19 protein-coding genes are annotated in these 15908 nt (G+C 64.2%); 4 read left to right on the top strand and 15 right to left on the bottom strand.

Features of this window, described 5'->3' with window-relative positions; translation table 11 throughout:
- The 10 genes from AABB87_RS09045 to AABB87_RS09090 form a co-directional block, all read right to left on the bottom strand.
- Positions 1-405 carry an agglutinin biogenesis protein MshP gene (locus tag AABB87_RS09045; protein ID WP_341970909.1) on the bottom strand — a complete coding sequence of 135 codons (405 nt, stop codon included), beginning with the start codon at positions 403-405 and terminating at the stop codon, positions 1-3.
- Between the two features lie 28 nt (positions 406-433).
- Positions 434-1315 (bottom strand): type II secretion system protein, encoded by an 882-nt coding sequence (locus AABB87_RS09050; protein WP_341970910.1) that lies wholly within the window; start codon positions 1313-1315, stop codon positions 434-436.
- A complete protein-coding gene (locus tag AABB87_RS09055; protein WP_341970911.1) occupies positions 1302-1901 on the bottom strand; it encodes a type IV pilus modification PilV family protein in 600 nt (199 codons plus the stop codon). Before AABB87_RS09055 ends, AABB87_RS09050 begins: the two co-directional genes overlap by 14 nt.
- Positions 1898-2440: a prepilin-type N-terminal cleavage/methylation domain-containing protein gene (locus tag AABB87_RS09060; protein ID WP_445944852.1), complete on the bottom strand. Its 543-nt coding sequence runs from the start codon at positions 2438-2440 to the stop codon at positions 1898-1900. The genes AABB87_RS09055 and AABB87_RS09060 overlap by 4 nt, the downstream gene beginning before the upstream one ends.
- A 12-nt stretch (positions 2441-2452) precedes the next feature.
- Positions 2453-2857, bottom strand: coding sequence for a type II secretion system protein (locus AABB87_RS09065; protein ID WP_341970913.1), 405 nt, complete (start codon positions 2855-2857; stop codon positions 2453-2455).
- 240 nt (positions 2858-3097) lie between these two features.
- Complete coding sequence (locus tag AABB87_RS09070) at positions 3098-4342, bottom strand: type II secretion system F family protein (RefSeq protein WP_341970914.1); 1245 nt, start codon at positions 4340-4342, stop codon at positions 3098-3100.
- On the bottom strand, positions 4342-6084 hold the full coding sequence (locus AABB87_RS09075) for a GspE/PulE family protein (protein WP_341970915.1): 1743 nt from the start codon (positions 6082-6084) through the stop codon (positions 4342-4344). Before AABB87_RS09075 ends, AABB87_RS09070 begins: the two co-directional genes overlap by 1 nt.
- Before the next feature lie 28 nt (positions 6085-6112).
- The gene (locus AABB87_RS09080) at positions 6113-8644 is read right to left on the bottom strand and encodes a GspE/PulE family protein (protein ID WP_341970916.1); all 2532 of its coding nucleotides are present in this window, start codon (positions 8642-8644) and stop codon (positions 6113-6115) included.
- Between the two features lie 121 nt (positions 8645-8765).
- Positions 8766-8960, bottom strand: coding sequence for an anti-sigma factor family protein (locus tag AABB87_RS09085; RefSeq protein WP_341970917.1), 195 nt, complete (start codon positions 8958-8960; stop codon positions 8766-8768).
- On the bottom strand, positions 8957-9517 hold the full coding sequence (locus AABB87_RS09090) for a sigma-70 family RNA polymerase sigma factor (RefSeq protein ID WP_341970918.1): 561 nt from the start codon (positions 9515-9517) through the stop codon (positions 8957-8959). Before AABB87_RS09090 ends, AABB87_RS09085 begins: the two co-directional genes overlap by 4 nt.
- Positions 9518-9653: 136 nt before the next feature.
- Between AABB87_RS09090 and AABB87_RS09095 the strand changes: the two genes are divergently transcribed.
- From AABB87_RS09095 to AABB87_RS09110, 4 genes are all read left to right on the top strand, one after another.
- Positions 9654-9944, top strand: a complete 291-nt coding sequence (locus AABB87_RS09095; protein ID WP_341970919.1) for a BufA1 family periplasmic bufferin-type metallophore — start codon at positions 9654-9656, stop codon at positions 9942-9944.
- A 7-nt stretch (positions 9945-9951) separates the two neighbouring features.
- Entirely contained in the window at positions 9952-10842 is an 891-nt protein-coding gene (locus AABB87_RS09100; protein WP_341970920.1) for a DUF692 domain-containing protein, read from the top strand.
- Positions 10839-11630 (top strand): HvfC/BufC family peptide modification chaperone, encoded by a 792-nt coding sequence (locus AABB87_RS09105; protein ID WP_341970921.1) that lies wholly within the window; start codon positions 10839-10841, stop codon positions 11628-11630. Before AABB87_RS09100 ends, AABB87_RS09105 begins: the two co-directional genes overlap by 4 nt.
- A gap of 106 nt (positions 11631-11736) precedes the next feature.
- Positions 11737-12141: a DoxX family protein gene (locus AABB87_RS09110; RefSeq protein WP_341970970.1), complete on the top strand. Its 405-nt coding sequence runs from the start codon at positions 11737-11739 to the stop codon at positions 12139-12141.
- Between the two features lie 26 nt (positions 12142-12167).
- Here AABB87_RS09110 and tolA read toward each other — a convergent pair whose 3' ends face one another.
- The 5 genes from tolA to AABB87_RS09135 are packed head-to-tail and all read right to left on the bottom strand — an operon-like array spanning position 12168 to position 15883.
- Positions 12168-13106, bottom strand: coding sequence for a cell envelope integrity protein TolA (gene tolA, locus AABB87_RS09115; RefSeq protein WP_341970922.1), 939 nt, complete (start codon positions 13104-13106; stop codon positions 12168-12170).
- Positions 13107-13125: 19 nt separating this feature from the next.
- Positions 13126-13572 carry a protein TolR gene (gene tolR / locus AABB87_RS09120; protein WP_341970923.1) on the bottom strand — a complete coding sequence of 149 codons (447 nt, stop codon included), beginning with the start codon at positions 13570-13572 and terminating at the stop codon, positions 13126-13128.
- Positions 13573-13575: 3 nt separating this feature from the next.
- Positions 13576-14277, bottom strand: a complete 702-nt coding sequence (tolQ, locus tag AABB87_RS09125) for a protein TolQ (protein ID WP_341970924.1) — start codon at positions 14275-14277, stop codon at positions 13576-13578.
- Positions 14274-14693: a tol-pal system-associated acyl-CoA thioesterase gene (gene ybgC / locus AABB87_RS09130; RefSeq protein WP_341970925.1), complete on the bottom strand. Its 420-nt coding sequence runs from the start codon at positions 14691-14693 to the stop codon at positions 14274-14276. Before ybgC ends, tolQ begins: the two co-directional genes overlap by 4 nt.
- Entirely contained in the window at positions 14690-15883 is a 1194-nt protein-coding gene (locus tag AABB87_RS09135) for a pyridoxal phosphate-dependent aminotransferase (RefSeq protein WP_341970926.1), read from the bottom strand. The genes ybgC and AABB87_RS09135 overlap by 4 nt, the downstream gene beginning before the upstream one ends.
- Positions 15884-15908: the final 25 nt, after the last annotated feature.

Below are 15908 nucleotides of genomic sequence, written 5' to 3' on the forward strand. Positions count from 1 at the left end.
TCAGCGCACCAAGCGGCGTGTCAATTGCCGCTCGACATAGCTGGGGTTGAGGGCCGCGGTGGTGGGACAGACACCGGCGCTGGGTGCGTTGCAGGCGGTGGCAGTGACTTGGTAGAAGTTCAGCGTGTTGCCGCCGTCGCTGCCGCTGCTGAGGTTGCAGCTGATGCTGACCACAAAGTCACTCAGATTGCCGGTCAAGGCGATATGGGTGGCGCCAAAGCAGGCCGGCGCCGCCGCTGGGCGAAGCACTTGAAAGTTAGCCCATTCCAGCCCGGCATTGGCGGCCTGCATGGCCTTGGCCGCCGCCAACTCGCTGCTGCTGCCGAGCTGCTGGCGCATGCTGAACTTGGCCATGGCCGCGCCCAGCGCCGCCAGCACCACCAAGATGAAGAGCATGGAAATCAAGGTGAATCCTCTCATCAAAGGGCGCGGCTCAGGGCAGGTTGTCAATGTGGATGGCATGGTAGAGCGAAACCGACTCGGTGCCGGAGCGAGTGTCGGCGCTGAGCGTCAGTTTCAGCGTCACCAGCGCGGCGCGAGCGGCCACGGCGGCCGGGGCATAGCTGAAATTGCAGCCGGTGACACCGGTGGCCAACACGGTGCTGCTCCCGCCGCTGGGCGGGTCGGGTTGATTGAGCTGAAAGCCGTAGTTCTGGTAGCGCCTCAGGGTCTGCACGCCGGCGCTCAGGTCGCAGCGGTAGGTCACGGGCGAGCTGACGGCGTAAACCCGGTAAGGCTCGGCGAACAAGCCCACCGGCAGCGCGGCCAGCGAATTGAGGCTGATGTTGGTGGCCAGTCCGGCGCCGTTGCTTGCGCTGCGCCGGTTCGAACTGGCTTGGGCGGCGGCCGATGCGTTGTCGGCATAGGCATTGGCGTCGGGCACATCGGGACCGAGGTTGTAGAACACCAACTGCTGGCCGCTGCTCAAGCTCAGGCCCGGGCCGACCAGATTGAAGCTGGTATCGAGCACACCGAACTGCAGCGGGTCGGTACCTTGGGTGGCATAGCGCGCCGCGCCGGTGGTGGGGATCAACTCCAGGCTGCGGCCATTGGCGCTGACGCGGGCGCTATTGGGCAGGGCCAGGGTCAGGTCGCGCGCGATGCGGCGAATGGCCGTGTCGGCCTGGTCGACCAGCTGGGTGCGGGCGGCGGTGGCCAAATAGCTTTGCACCGGCGAGACGATGAAGACGCTGACGATGGCGGCCAGAATGCCCGTCAGCACGATCACGATCACCGCCTCGATCAAGGTGAAGCCGGACTGGCCCCGGGCGCTGCCGGACCGTGCAGCAAGAGGCAAATGCTTAAAGCGCGGCATTGGGCGAGTGCCGGCTGCGGTAGCCGCTGAGCACGACTTGCGTGCCGCCGGGGCCGTTGACGGTGACGGTGATCAGCAGCGCGTCGCCGCTGGCCTGGCTGATGCTGCCCAGCGCCGTGTTGGCCACATCGATGCTGGCGCTGTAGCCGGCAAGACCTGACACCGCGACGTTGTTGATGTCGACGATGCCAGCGTTCATGGCATAGCCTTTGTAGTCATTGACATTGTCGAACTGCGGCGTGCTGAAGCGAGTCTCCCCGGCTTCGGGGCCGAGGTTTTCCACCTGGCTGGCGCAGCCGGCGCTGCTGGCCGCAGTTTCTAGATTGGCGTCGTCGGGGTCGCAAAAGGTGAATGCCTGCAGTTGCACCTCTTCCATCAGCGACTCGGCAATCGCCAGCGCTTGGCGCTGCATTTGCGGATCGGCGCTGCTGGCGCCGGCCTGCACAAAAATCTTCAAAACGCCTGCCAGCGCCGCGCCGATGACGACGATGAACATGATCAGCTCAATCATGGACAAGCCGCGCTGGTGCCTGGCTGTGGGGCTAATGGTGGAGCGTTTGGCGGTAGAGGCGCGCGTGCTCATCATGGGCTGGCGTAGAACAGGCCGGTCTCGTTCTCCAACACAAAGGCCTGGCTGAAGCCGCCCACGTTGACCGTGACGGGCATGGCCGCAGCGGTGGAGGTGATGCTGCTGCCGCTGTTGGCGTGGTTGAAGGTAATGGTTCGGACCGCGCTCTCCGCGATACAGGGGCTGGACGTGGCCGGGCAGCTGACGGTGCCCAGCGCGCCGCCGGCAGCGTAGGCAAAGCTGGCGCCCGTGCCGCTGATGCTGGCAACGATGGGCCGGCGTTGCACCAGGGACAGGCGCAACATGGCCTGCATCTGGCTTTGCAAGTCATCCGAAAAGGCGCGCAAGCGCCACATCTCGGTGTCCAGCAGGCGCGGCAGGGCGAAGACCGAGAGCGCGGCGATCATTACCATCACGATCACCAACTCGATCAAGGTGAAGCCTTGGCTCTCAAATGACTGCGCCCGCCGGTCGCGATGACGCGGGCGGGCGCGAGGGGCTTGATGCGCGCAAGACGAAACAAGCGCAGTTGGGGCATGTGAGGCAGGGCCGCGCATGCCGCTGGCCGCTCAGAGGATGCCGATGGCGGTGAAGGTCGCGGTGATGGTAGCGTCGTCTTTATCTTGCACCGCGCAGGTGGACACGGACGCGTCAGCAGCCACCGCGGTAGCGGCGGTCGCTGCCGTGACGATCACGGTGGCGGGCATGCCGCCCTGCAGGGCATTGACCACGTCGCTGCATTTTTTAACTTCGACGGTGGGGTTGGTGGCGCTGACTGCCGTGCCCTTGACCTTGCGCGCGGCGTAGTTGACGGCCGCGGCGCTGCTCAAGGCACCGGCCACACCGGCCACTGCTGCCTGCTTGGCATCGGTTTTCAGGTCAACGAACTTGGGCAAGGCCACGGCGGCCAAGATGCCCAGAATGACGATGACCATGACGAGTTCGATCAAAGTGAAGCCGGCTTGCTTTTTCATGTTTGTCCTTCGGTTGGGGAGTCGGAATGTCGGAGAAATCGTCAATGCCATTGATGCTGTGAATGCCTTGATTGCTGTGGCAGCCATCTTTGTCTGGCAGCGGCACGCAAGGCTCAAACGCTGTCTCACACTCTATATCGGGCGACGCAGGCCTTGTTTGAGATATTGCAGACTTTTGCCAAGCTAATCCCTTTTGCCTCCTGCCCGTGCGTGCACTTCATCACGCCCTCGCCATCCCTATCAGCCACCCCGGCCCATGGCCGCCTGGCCCAGGTTCCATAGCGGCAGAAACACGCCCAGCGCCAGGATCAAAACCAGCACGCCGATGATCAGCAGCAAGACCGGCTCGATCGAGGCCGACAGGCCCTTGATGCTGTAGTCGGTTTCGCGCTCATACATGCTGGCGATCTCCATCATCAGGCCGTCCAGCTCACCGGTCTCCTCGCCCACGGCAATCATCTGCAAGACGATGGGGGTGAAGACGCCAGAAGCCGCGGCGCAGCGCGAGATGCTTTCACCGCGTTCCACGCCGTCGCGCATCTGCTCGATGCGGCTGCCGATGTAGGCGTTCTCCACCGTTTGCGCCACCACCGTCATGGCCTGGCTGATGGGCACGCCCGAGCTGTAGGCCAAAGCAAAGCTGCGGGCGAAACGGGCCAGTGTGGCCTTGAGCACGATCTCACCGGCAATCGGCAGGCGCAGCTTGCGGCGGTCCCAGCGGTAACGCCCGTTCGGCGTGGCCAGATAGCTGCGGATCAGCATCACCAGGCCGGCGCTGCCGGCAATCACCATCGGCCACCAGCGCAGGGTCCAGGCGGAAAAGCCCAGCAGCAATTTGGTCATCAGCGGCAGCTCGGCCTTGAAGCCGGCAAACACCGCCGCGAAGGTGGGCAGCACGAAGATATTGATGACGATGATGGCAATCGCCATTGCCACCAGCACCATCACCGGGTAGCGCAGGGCCTGCTTGATGCGGGCGCGGATGTCGAGTTCAAACTCCAGATGCTGGGACAAGCGCAGCAGCACCTCGGTCAGCTTGCCGGTCATCTCGCCCACTCGCACCATGGCGATGTAAAAAGGGCTGAAGACCTTGGGGTGGCGGCCCATGGCCGTGGCCAGCTCCCGGCCCTGGTCCAGGCTGGCGCGCAGGTCTTGCAGCAGGGCAATCATGGCGGGCTGTGCGGTGGAGGCTTCCAGACCGGCGAGCGAGCGCAGGATGGGCACGCCGGCTTTTTGCAAGGTGTAGAGCTGGCGGGTCATGACCAGGCAGTCTTCGGTGCTGACCGGCCGGTTCTGCAGCATCTGCAGCCAGTCTTGCTGGGGCGCGCTGATGCTGGTGCCGCTGCCGCCACTGAGGGCAATGCTGACGGGGATGACGCCACCGGCCATCAGCTGCGCGGCGACCGCATCAGCGTCGGTGGCGTCGATCACGCCATCCAGCAATTCGCCGCGGTTATTGCGTCCTCGCCAGGCAAAGGCTTGCATCAGTCGTCGTTGTCAAAAGAGATGCGCATGGCTTCAGACAGCGAGGTCTTGCCGGATTTGACCAGCGCCAGGGCGCGGTCGGCCAGGGTCTTGCCCTTGAGGCTGAGGCGGGCGGCCTGCATAAAGCCGGCGGCGTCGCCGCGCTGCACGGCCACGGCCATATCGGCATTCATCTCCAGCATCTCGTAAATGCCGCGGCGCCCGGCATAGCCGGTGCCATTGCATTGTGAGCAACCCACGCCCTTGCGAGTCGTGATGCTGGCAGCTTCCGCACCGGCCACTGCCGCCAGCCACGCAGCCTCTTGCGCATTCGGGTGATGGTCTTCCGCGCAGTGCTCACACACGGCACGCAAGAGGCGCTGGGCGATCACCGCCTGCAGCGAGGTGGCGACCATAAAGGGCGGCGCGCCCATATCGAGCAGGCGAAACGGCGTGCTCATGGCGTCCCGCGTGTGCAAGGTGGACAGCACCATATGGCCGGTGATGGCCGCGCGCAAGCCAATCTCCACCGTCTGCGGGTCACGCATTTCACCGACCAGAATCACATCTGGGTCTTGGCGCAAGGTGGCGCGCAGCACGCGGGCAAAGTCCAACTCGATCTTCTCGTTGACTTGCACCTGGGTCAGGCCGGGCAGGCGGTATTCCACCGGGTCTTCCACGGTGATGATCTTGCTTTGCTCGGCATTGAGCTCGCTCAGGGCGGCGTAGAGCGTGGTGGTCTTGCCCGAGCCGGTGGGGCCGGTGACCAGCACCATGCCCGATTGCTGGCCGAGGATCTCGCGAAAGCGCGCCAACATATCGGCCGGCATTTCGATCTGCCCCAGGCGCCGGATGGCCGTGCCCTGGCCCAGCAAACGCATCACCACCGACTCGCCATATTGGCCGGGCAGGGTGGACAAGCGCACATCAATCGTTTTGTCGCGCAGGCGCAGGGTGAAGCGGCCGTCTTGCGGCAGGCGCTTCTCAGAAATGTCCAGGCCGGCCATCAGCTTGAGCCGTTGCGACAGGGCGGCGGCGATGCGCTTGTCGGCATGGGTCTGCGTCTGCAACACGCCGTCGATACGGGTGCGGATCAGCAGCTCGCCCTCTTGCGGCTCGATGTGCACATCGGACGCTCCGGCTTGAGTGGCGTCTTCGAACACGCTTTGCAGCAGGCGCACCACGGGCGCGCCCTCTTGGCCCACGCTGGCCTGCAGGGCGCCGAAGTCGACCGTGTCACCAATGTCTTTTTCCAGTGCCTTGGCCAGGCCGCTGATTTCTTCGCTGCGCCGGTAATGGCGATCAAAGGCGGTGGGCAACTGGCTTTCTGCCACCACGGCCATGCTGATGCGGCGCTTGAGCACGCGGCTCAGCTCGTCGTAGGCGAACAGGTCTAGCGGGTCGGCCATGGCCACCAGCAAGGCCTCGCCACGATCTTCCAGCACGATGGCGCGGAAACGCCGCGCAGGGGTTTCGGACAGCAGGCGCACTAGCTCGGTCTTGAGCGGGAAGGTCTTGAGGTTGACGAAGGGAATGCGCAGCTGCCGCGCCAGCACATGGGCCAGGGCCTCTTCGGTGATCAGTCCAGCGTCGATCAGCAAGCGGCCCAGCTTCTTGCCGCTGGCGCGTTGCAACTCCAGTGCCTGGCTGAGTTGCTGCTCGGAGATCAGCTGCTGCTGCACCAGCACATCGCCGAGCCTGACCTTTTTTGGCGGCGCGGCGGCGCTGGTGTCGGCGGGGCTGGGGGTCAGATCGGCGTCCATATCGTCTCTTCTTTTTTCTCTAGGTTCTCTAGGCGTTGCTGGTGGCGCGGACCTCGCCCATGGTGGTGATGCCTTGCAAGACTTTGAGAATACCGTCCTGGCGCAAGGACAGCATGCCTTCCAGCAGGGCGGTTTGCAGCAGCTCCTCGGCGCGTGCGCCGGTCTGGATCTGGCGCCGCAAGGTCTTGGACACCACCAGCAGCTCGTGCAGGCCGGCGCGGCTCTTGAAGCCACTGTTCTCGCACACCGGGCAGCCGGGGCTGTGGTAGCGCAGGATCTGGCCGTTCTGGCCGTAGGCCTTGGTCCATTCGTCCAGCACGGTTTGGCGGGGCGGGCGGGCTTCGGCCGGGTAGATCTTCAGATAGTCATCCAGCATTTCGTCCAGCTCAGCCGGGGCGATGGGCTGCGAAGTGCGGCAGCTGGTGCACAAGCGCCGCACCAAGCGCTGGGCCAGCACGGCCAGCAGCGAGTCGGCAAAGTTGAAGGGGTCCATGCCCATGTCCAGCAGGCGGGTGATGGTCTCTGCCGCGCTATTGGTGTGCAGGGTGGACATCACCAAGTGGCCGGTCAGCGATGCTTCAACGGCGATCTCGCCGGTTTCCTCATCGCGGATTTCGCCCACCATGATCACATCGGGGTCGGCGCGCAGAAACGCTCGCAAGGCCTTGGCAAAGGTCCAGTCGATCTTGGGGTTGACCTGCACCTGGCGCAGGCCGGCCTGGGTGATTTCCACCGGGTCCTCGGCGGTCCAGATCTTGCGCTCGGGCGTGTTGATATAACTCATCGCCGAGTGCAGGGTGGTGGTTTTGCCCGAGCCCGTCGGGCCCACGCACAGCACCATGCCGTAAGGGCGGGCGACGGCTTTTTTGAGCTCTTCCAGGTTACGTGCGGTCAGGCCCAGCTTTTCCAGCGGCAGCGGCTTGGATGAGGCCAGCAAACGCATCACCACATCTTCCAGCCCGTTATTGGTGGGTATGGTGGCCACGCGCAGCTCCAGGCGGTGCTGGGGCGAGAAACGCGCGAAATTGATCTTGCCGTCCTGCGGCTTGCGGCGCTCGGAGATGTCGAGCTCGCACATGATCTTGATACGGGCGATCATGGCGTTACGGTAGGTGTTGGGCAGCTCCAGATAGGGCTTGAGCACACCGTCGCGGCGGAAGCGGATCTTGAGCTTTTCCTTGCCCGGATAGGTCTCGATGTGGATGTCGGACACGCCCTGCGTGCTGGCGTCGATGATCATGGTGTTGATCAGGCGCACCAGTGAGTTGTCGCTTTGCTCGATCGGGGTGTCGTCGTCGCGCCCGTCGCGGCCTTCACGGCCATTGACCTCGCGCTCCAGGGTTTCGATCAGCTGGTCGGCCCGGTCGAGCGAGAAGTCCAAGCCCTGCATGCTGGGCATCAACTCGCTGCGGCTGACGCTGTCGCCGCCGTAGCGCTCGTAGGTGATCGGGATGGCCAGCGCCAGGGTGCCCAGCTTGGTCAGCGTTGGGGTGACCTTGAGCTGGGAGATGAACTCGACCTCATCCAGTGCCTCACGGCGGGTTGGGTCTTCCATGGCCACGATCAGGCGGCCGTCGCGGATCAGCAAGGGCAGCACTTCCAGGCGCTTGGCCACGGCGAAGGGCAGGGTCTTGACCGCATCGGCCTCGATGGCGAAGGCGTCCACGTCCACAATCGGGTAGCCCATCTTGCGGGCCAAAGCCGACTGCAAGGCCTGGCGGCTGACGATGCCGCGGCGCACCAGCAACTCACCCAGCGGCACCGAGCGGTCTTCGCGCTGCAACTCCAGCGCATATTCCAGTTGCTCCTCGGTGATCAGCTCCAAGGCCAGCAAGGCCTCGCCGATGCGCACCATGGGCATGCGGGCCTGCTGTTCAATCGCCATCATCAGCTGCTCGGCGCTGACGATGCGCTCGGCCACCAAGATGTCGCCCACCCGGCGCGAGCGCATTTCCTGCTGCGCGAAAGCGGCTTCGTTGATCTGCGCGGCGGTGGCTAGGTTCTCTTTCAAGAGCACATCGCCGATGCGCTCGCCGACTTCGAATTTGTCCAGGGACTCGTTCGGGATGAAAACACGCAGCACGGAGTCGTCGCGCTCGCTCAGGGGCGGGAACAGGAACAGGCCCAGCTCATTTTGCACATGGCCAATGGTGCGGCCTTTGAGCTCGCCGCCGCCTACAAAGCGCAGCTTGAAGGGGCTGCGGGGCCGTTCATCCAGCGCCAAGGTGTCATCGTGCGGCGGCACTTGCACCGGGCGCAGTAGCTTGAGCACACGGAACTGGGTGAATTTCAGCGGAATCGCGTGGCGGGCTGGCGGCACCATGATTTGCGCCACCCGCTCCGACGGCGCCAGCAGAATCAGATGGCCGGGGCTGCGGCTGCCATTGGTGCCGAGCACCTCGCAGGGCTCGGCCGAAGTTTGCGGCGAGGCCAGCGGATAGGCCGCATAGGGCGGCATGGGCCAGACAAAGCTTTGCTTGTCGGCGGGCTGAGCGGCGGTGGCCGCGCCAGACTCTGGCTTGCCATTTGGCCAGGCTAGCGGGGCAGACAAATCGCGCATTCAAATCTCCAGGGTCGTATCAGGCAGGGCGGGCAGGGCGGACCACGCGCACACTGCACGTGAGGCGGATGCTACTTGGCGCGGCTCGCGGTGAAGCTCGGAATTGCCACAAACAGCGGGCCTACTCTTCGCTATAACCGCGCCAGCGTGCACTGGCCTTGCGCATCAGGCTGACTTGCTGGAGGAAGCGCGGGCAGGCTTTGCAGATCAGCATGTGCATGCGAACGCTCAGGCGTTCGCCCAGACCCAGCCGACGGTCTTCGGCTTGCAGCACCAGGGCTGTGATTTCACGGCAGTTGCGCATGGGCTTGCTCATGCTTGGGATCCTTGGGCGTCGAACCAGTTCAGTTGCAGGCATTCGCGCAGGCGCAATCGAGCGCGGTGCAGCATCACCCAAAGATTGGTCGAGCTGATGCCCAAAGCCTTACAGATTTCATCGCTATCGAGCTCCAGCCACTCGCGCATCATGAACAAACGGCCTTGCTGGCCCGGCAGATGCTCCACGCAAGCCTCCAGCACGCGCATGAAATCCAGCTGGCGCAGGCAGTGTTCGGGGTCACCCCAGTCTTGCGGGGTCTCGCGCCAATGGCCGTCGGGATGGAAAAGGTCTTCGTCAAGGTCCTGACCATCTTCGGCGGTGGTGGACATTTCTTTGCTATTGCGGCGGATCTGATCCACCAGCTTGTGTTTGAGCACGCCGATCAGCCAGGTCTTGAGCTGCGACTGGCCGGCAAAGCTCTGTGGCTTCTCCAGCGCGGCCAGCAGAGTCTCGGAGACCGCGTCCTCCGCCCAGGCCGCATTGCGCAGCTGCAACTGGGCGTACTTCAGCAACTGGGGGCGCAGTGCTTGGAGTTGGTGGGCCATGTCGCTCATGCCGGCTTCTCAAAAAATTTTTCTTGGGCGCAGTGTAAGTATGTCTGTGCCTGCCGCGACCCATGGGTGTCGAGTGATTCGATGCTTTGTTGATGTCACAGACTCATTGATCCTTCAACCCCTATTAGGACGCACCATGAAAACTTCCCTCCTCGTCTCTTCCGCGCTGGCCGGTGCCTTGTCTCTGGGCCTGGTGGCTCAAGCTGCTGCGGCCGATGAAAAAGTCGCCCGTGAGAAGTGCTACGGCATTGCCAAAGCCGGTCAAAATGACTGTGCCAACCTGAGCGGCAGCCATTCCTGCGCCGGCCAGTCCAAGGCGGGTGACGCTGCTGAGGAATGGAACTATGTGCCCAAAGGCCAATGCAAGAGCCTGGGCGGCATGAGTGCCGAAGAGGCCAAGGCCAAGATGAAGGCTGCCAAGAAGTGAGCGCGAGATGAAGCTGCAGGAGACCTCATCATCGGTGGGCATCGGCTGGCGACAGCCGCACTACGAGAGCCTAATGTCGCAGCGGCCACCGCTGCGCTTTCTGGAGCTTCATTCCGAAAATTTCTTTGCCAGCGGCGGTGCGGCCATGGCGGTTCTGATGGGGGCGCGCGAGCATTACCCCATCAGCCTGCATGGCGTGGGCTTGTCGCTGGGTTCGGCCTGCGGGCTGGACGTCGCTCATCTGGATCAGCTGGCGGCCCTGGTGGCCCGCGTCGAGCCGCTGCGGGTGTCGGAACACGCCAGCTTCGCCCGCGTGTCGGCCAGCCAGATGTGGCCTGGCTTTGTGCATGGCAGTGATTTGCTGCCAATTGCCTTTACCGACGCCAGCCTGAATCTGATGTGCCGACATGTGCAGCAAGTGCAGGAGCGCCTGCAGCGCCAGATCTTGGTGGAGAACCTCAGCGCCTATTTGGCCTGGGGCAATGACACCCTGGCCGAACCGGAATTCTTCAATCAGCTGTGCCAACGCAGCGGCTGCGGCCTGCTGTTGGATGTGAACAATCTGGTCGTCAACGCGCGCAATGCGGGTTTGGATAAAGCGGCAGCCGCTGATGCCGCCTGTGCCTGGGTCGATGCCTTGTGCCCGGGCTTGGTGGGTGAGATTCATCTGGCGGGCCATGCCGAACTGCCCGGCATCGTGATCGACGACCACGGCAGCCGGGTCAGCCCGGAGGTCTGGCGGGTCTACCGCCGTGCTATCTCGCGCTTTGGGCCACAACTCAGCCTGGTCGAGTGGGACAACGATGTGCCTGAACTCGCGGTGCTGCTGGACGAGGCGGCTCAGGCCGAGCGCATCATGGCCGAGTGCGCCTTGGTGGTGCAGCCGGAGCCTTCATGATCGCCGCTCAGCAAGCCTTGCTGGCCGCCATCCAGGTCGGCAGTCTGTCCAACGCGCAAGACCTGTTGGCGGCGACAGGCTGGCGGGCTCTGCCTGGGCTTGCCGAGGCAGATGGCATCCAGGCCTATCGCCGCAATGCCCAAGCTCTGGCGGCGCGTTCTTTGGCTGCCGCCCATCCGCTGTTGTTGAATGAGCTGGGGCAGGCGTCATTCGACACCTTGGCCTGGGCCTTTTGGCGCGCCAGTCCACCCAGCCAGGGCGACTTGGCTGCCTGGGGTCAGGTCTTGCCTGAGTTCTTGGCGGCTCAACCCGGCGTGGAAGCGTGGCTGTGCGATTTGGCTCGCCTGGGCTGGGCCCGGCATGTAGCCGAGCGTGCTGCAGACAGCCGGCTGGATGTCGAGTCATTGAACTTGCTGCAAAGCCAGTCGCCGGAGTTGTTGCGTTTGCGATTGCGGTCGGGGTTGTGCCTCCTGCATTTGCTGCCGCAGGCCTGTGGCCTGAATGCGGAACAGCCGCGTCAGCATGTGCTGGTGTGGCGCGAAGGCTGGCGCGCCGAGCAGCAGATCTTGGGCCCGGGCGATGCCGCGTTGATGGCCGCCACGCTGCAAGGGCGCGACCTTGACGGCGCATTGCAACAGGCCTTGGCCGCGGCGCCGGACTTTGATTTCGGCGCCTGGCTTCAACAAGCCTTGCAGCGAGGGTGGCTACAGGCGGTCGACGCATTGCCGCCCGCCCAAGCGGATGCGGCCGGCCCGATTCCGCCATCACCGAGCGATTCAAATCTTTGAGGACGATTGAATGAAAACCATCGCATTTGCTTTCTTGCGGCTGTGCCGTGATCCCGGCCTGGGCTCGCTACACAGTGACGCAGCCGGCCTGCCACTTCCGAATTGGATGCAGCAACTCTTGAGCCAAGTGCAGTCGCTAGGGCTGTTGCTGGCACGCCTTTACGTGGCTCAGGTGTTCTTCCTGTCCGGCTTGTCCAAGCTGCGTGACTGGTCCAGCACCTTGGCCTTGTTTGAAGACGAGTACCACGTACCCCTACTGCCGCCCGAGCTGGCTGCCTACCTGGGAACCGCGGGTGAACTGGCCTTGCCGGTCTTGTTGGCGCTGGGTCTAGGTGGCCGCTTTGCCGCCCTGGGCCTGAGCGTCGTCAACCTGATGGCGGTGCTGAGCTTGAGCGAGCTGGCCCCGGCCGCCTTGGCCGGCCACCAGCTTTGGGGCGTGCTCTTGCTGTTGGTGGCGCTGTGGGGCTCGGGGCGTTGGTCCTTGGACGCTTGGCTGGGCCGCCGCGCTTAAGCCACCGGGCCTCTAGCCGCGCCGCCTTACTCCCGCGGTTTGAAGCTGATCACCAAGACTGAAGGCACTCGCCCGTCGGTGTCGCGGGGCAGGGTCTCGGTCTTGTCGATGGCGCGTAGCACGGCGTTGTCCCAGTCGCTATCGCCGCTGGGTTTAACTAGCTTGCGGGCGATGATGTTGCCGTCTGGCGCGGTGCGCACTTCCACCTCGGCGATGGGGTTGGCCACGCCGGTCTCGGGGTAGATGATGTTGGGCCGGATGCGCGCCTTGATGCGGCCGGCGTAATTGGCCGAGGGGCCGCTGGACTGCAGGGCTGTGCCGCGGGAGTCAGGCGCGCCGCTGGCGCCTGCCAGGCCTTGAATGCGGCGCAGGTTTTCCTGGCGCTGCGCTTCGGCCTTGGCCGTCGCGGCTGCGTTTTCCTTGAGTTTTTTGGCTTCAGCGTCCTTGGCTTCTTTGGCGAGCTTGGCCTGCTTTTCTTGTTTCTCTTGCTTTTCTTGCTTGGCCAATTTCTCCAGCTTCTCCAGCCGCTCGCGCTCCGCCTTCTCGCGTTCCTTGTCCTTCTTGCGCTGGGCTTCGAGCTCGGCTAAGCGCTTGGCCTCCAACTCGTCCTTCTTCTTTTTCTCTTTGGCCTTGGCGATGGCGATCTCCGCATCGCGCTCGGCCTGCAAATCGGGCGGAGGCGGCGGTGGAGGAGGGGCCACCACGGGCTTGGGCGGCGGCTTGATGGGCTCGGCCTCAGGCTCGGGTTCGGGCGGCAGTTGCTCCTTGGGCGCGGCTGCCTGCGGCACGGCGGACCACAGCTCGGCCTCGAAGGCCGGGGTGCTTTCGCTGCGCCAGCTCACGCCGGCGCTCAAGGCTGCCAGCAAGGCGGCATGGGCGATCACGGCAAAGCCGAGGCCACGCCCCAGGCCGGGCGCTGCGGGCGGGCGCAAAGGGTCTTTGGCGGGAAGCGAGAAGGCGTTCATCGCGGCAGTCATCTGCGGGTCAGGGCGCCTTGCTATCGCTGCTGGCACCACTGCGTACGGCCAGGCCCACGCGTTGGATGCCTGCGGTTTGCAGCACGTCCATGACCTTGACCACAGCCTCGTACTTGACGCTCTTGTCGGCCGAGATCACCACGGGCGTGCTGGCCTCACCGGCTTGTGCGCTCTTGACGCGGTCGGCCAGGTGGTTGAGCTTGATGCCTTCGGCCTCTTCTTTGTCGAGCTTGAGCTTGAGCTTCTCGTCGGCGCCCACGATCACATGGATCACATGCTCGGGTTGAGCGCGGCTCTTGCCCACGCTGGGCAAGTCCACTAGGCCGGTGGTGATGAGCGGGGCGCTGACCATGAAGATGATCAGCAGCACCAACATCACATCGATGAAGGGCACCATATTGATTTCATTGATGGTGCGGCGGCGGCGAGAGCCGCGCGAGCTGATGGCGGCCATGGCTTAGCGGCTGTGGCTGGCTGCGCCGGCCGGGGGCTGGCTGGCGTTGCGCTGCAAGATATTGCTGAATTCTTCGATGAAAGATTCCAGCGTGATGGCGCTGCGGTCGATCTGGCGCGCGAAGCGGTTGTAAGCCAGCACGGCCGGGATGGCGGCGAACAGGCCGATGGCCGTGGCCACCAGGGCTTCGGCAATGCCGGGCGCCACCGTGGCCAGGGTCACCTGGGTCAGATTGGACAGGCCCACGAAGGCGTGCATGATGCCCCAGATGGTGCCGAACAAGCCCACATAAGGCGAGACCGAACCCACAGACGCCAGGAAGGAGAGATTGCTTTCCATTGCATCGAGCTCACGCTGGAAGCTCGCGCGCATGGCGCGGCGGGCGCCGTCCAGCAAGGCATTGGGTTCGGTCACACGGCGTTCGCGCAGCTTCAAGAACTCGCGCATGCCGGAGGCGAAGATGCGCTCCAGCGGCGCGCCGTCTGTGCGATTGGAGACACCGCTGTAGAGTTCGTTGAGGTTCTTGCCGGACCAGAATTCCTGCTCGAAATCCTCGTTGCCCTTGTTGATGCGGTTGATGGAAATCAGCTTGCTGAAGATCACGCTCCAGCTGGCCAGGGACATCAGCAAGAGCGCGGCGATGACCAGCTGGACGGCCAGGCTGGCATGCAGGATCAGGGCAACAATGGAAAGGTCTTGGTTCATTTTTGCTCGACAAGCGCCGCAAACAAGGCGGCAGGAATACGGGTGGGTTTGAAGTCTTGGCTTTTGCCGTCGCTGGCTACACAGCCGATGCGAATCTCGCCTTCGCTCAGCAGCGTGTCAGCGCGCCAGGCTTGCTGGAACAACACCATGCTGGCGCGCCCCAGTTCGCGAATCTCGACCGTGATGGTCAGCCAATCATCCAGGCGCGCGGGGCGCAGGTAGCGCACCTGCGTGCTGCTAACGATGAACATGGCGCCTTCTGCGTGGCGCATGGCTTCTTGCTCGAAGCCGAGGGCGCGCAGCCATTCGGTGCGAGCACGCTCGAAAAATTTCAGGTAGTTGGCGTAAAACACGACGCCGCCGGCGTCTGTGTCTTCCCAATAAATTCTGATGGAGTGCTTGTACGCGGTCGTCATGGGCGGCGGGGGCGCAGCACTTCGCTCAGGCGCGCCACGGTGGCTTGCAAATCTTTCATGCTGCTGGCGAAGGACAGGCGCAGCCAGCGCTCGGCGCCGATGCGGCCGAAATCGCGCCCGGGGGTGAGGGCGATTTGCGCGCTGTGCATCAGTTCAAATGCGAAATCCCAGGCATTGGGGTGCAGATCGCTGCAGTCCATCCACACATAGAAGGCGCCATCGGGCACGACCGGCACTTTGAAGCCCAGGGCTTGCAGGGCCGGCACGATGAAGTCGCGGCGTTCGCGCAGCAGCTGGCGGCGACGCTCGAACTCGGCGATGGACGCAGGCTCAAACGCGGCCAAAGCCGCATGCTGGGCAATGGTGGAGGGGCAGATGAAGAGGTTTTGCGCCAGCTTCTCGATCGGCGCCACCAAGTCCGGCGGCAGCACCAGCCAGCCCAGGCGCCAGCCGGTCATGCCGAAGTATTTGGAGAAGCTGTTCACCGAGATCACATCCTCGCCCAGCGCCAAGGCCGAGCCGGCAAAGCGCGGGTCGTAGCTCAGGCCCAGGTAGATCTCATCGACGATGCTGACGCCGCCGTGGGCACGCACCGTCTCGACAATGGCGCGCAATTCGGCCGGCTCGATCGAGGTGCCGGTGGGGTTGCTGGGCGAGGCCAGCACCACGCCACGGGTTTGCGGCCCCCAGGCAGCGCTGACTTGCTCGCTGCTGGGTTGAAAGCGTTGTTCGGGTCCGGTAGGCAGCAGCACGGCGCGGGCGTCGGCCGCCGCCACGAAATGGCGGTTGCAGGGGTAGCAGGGGTCGGGCATCAGCACCTCGTCGCCGCGCTCGAACAAGGCCAGGCAGGCCAGTTGCAAGGCGGCCGAGGCGCCGGCCGTGATGACGATACGCTCGGGCGCAATGCTCAGCCCGAAGTGCTGTTGGTACCAGGCCGACAAGGCCTCGCGCAAAGCCGGCAAGCCGGTGGCGGCGGTGTACTGGGTCAGGCCTTGGCTGATGCAGGCCTGCGCCGCGGCTTGCACCGCTGGCGCGGCGCCGAAGTCAGGCTCACCGATGTTCAGGTAAATCATGGGCCGGCCACCCTGGGCCGGGTCGCACAAAGGCCCGCGCGCGATCTCGCTGGCGGCCTTGGCACATTCCATGACGTAAAAGGGCTCGATGTGATCGAGCCGGGCGGCGAGCTTCATTCGGCGCTAATCGTCGGCTGAGTCG

Origin of the sequence: Roseateles sp. PN1, from assembly GCF_038419725.1 — a bacterium.
Lineage (GTDB): Bacteria > Pseudomonadota > Gammaproteobacteria > Burkholderiales > Burkholderiaceae_C > Paucibacter_A.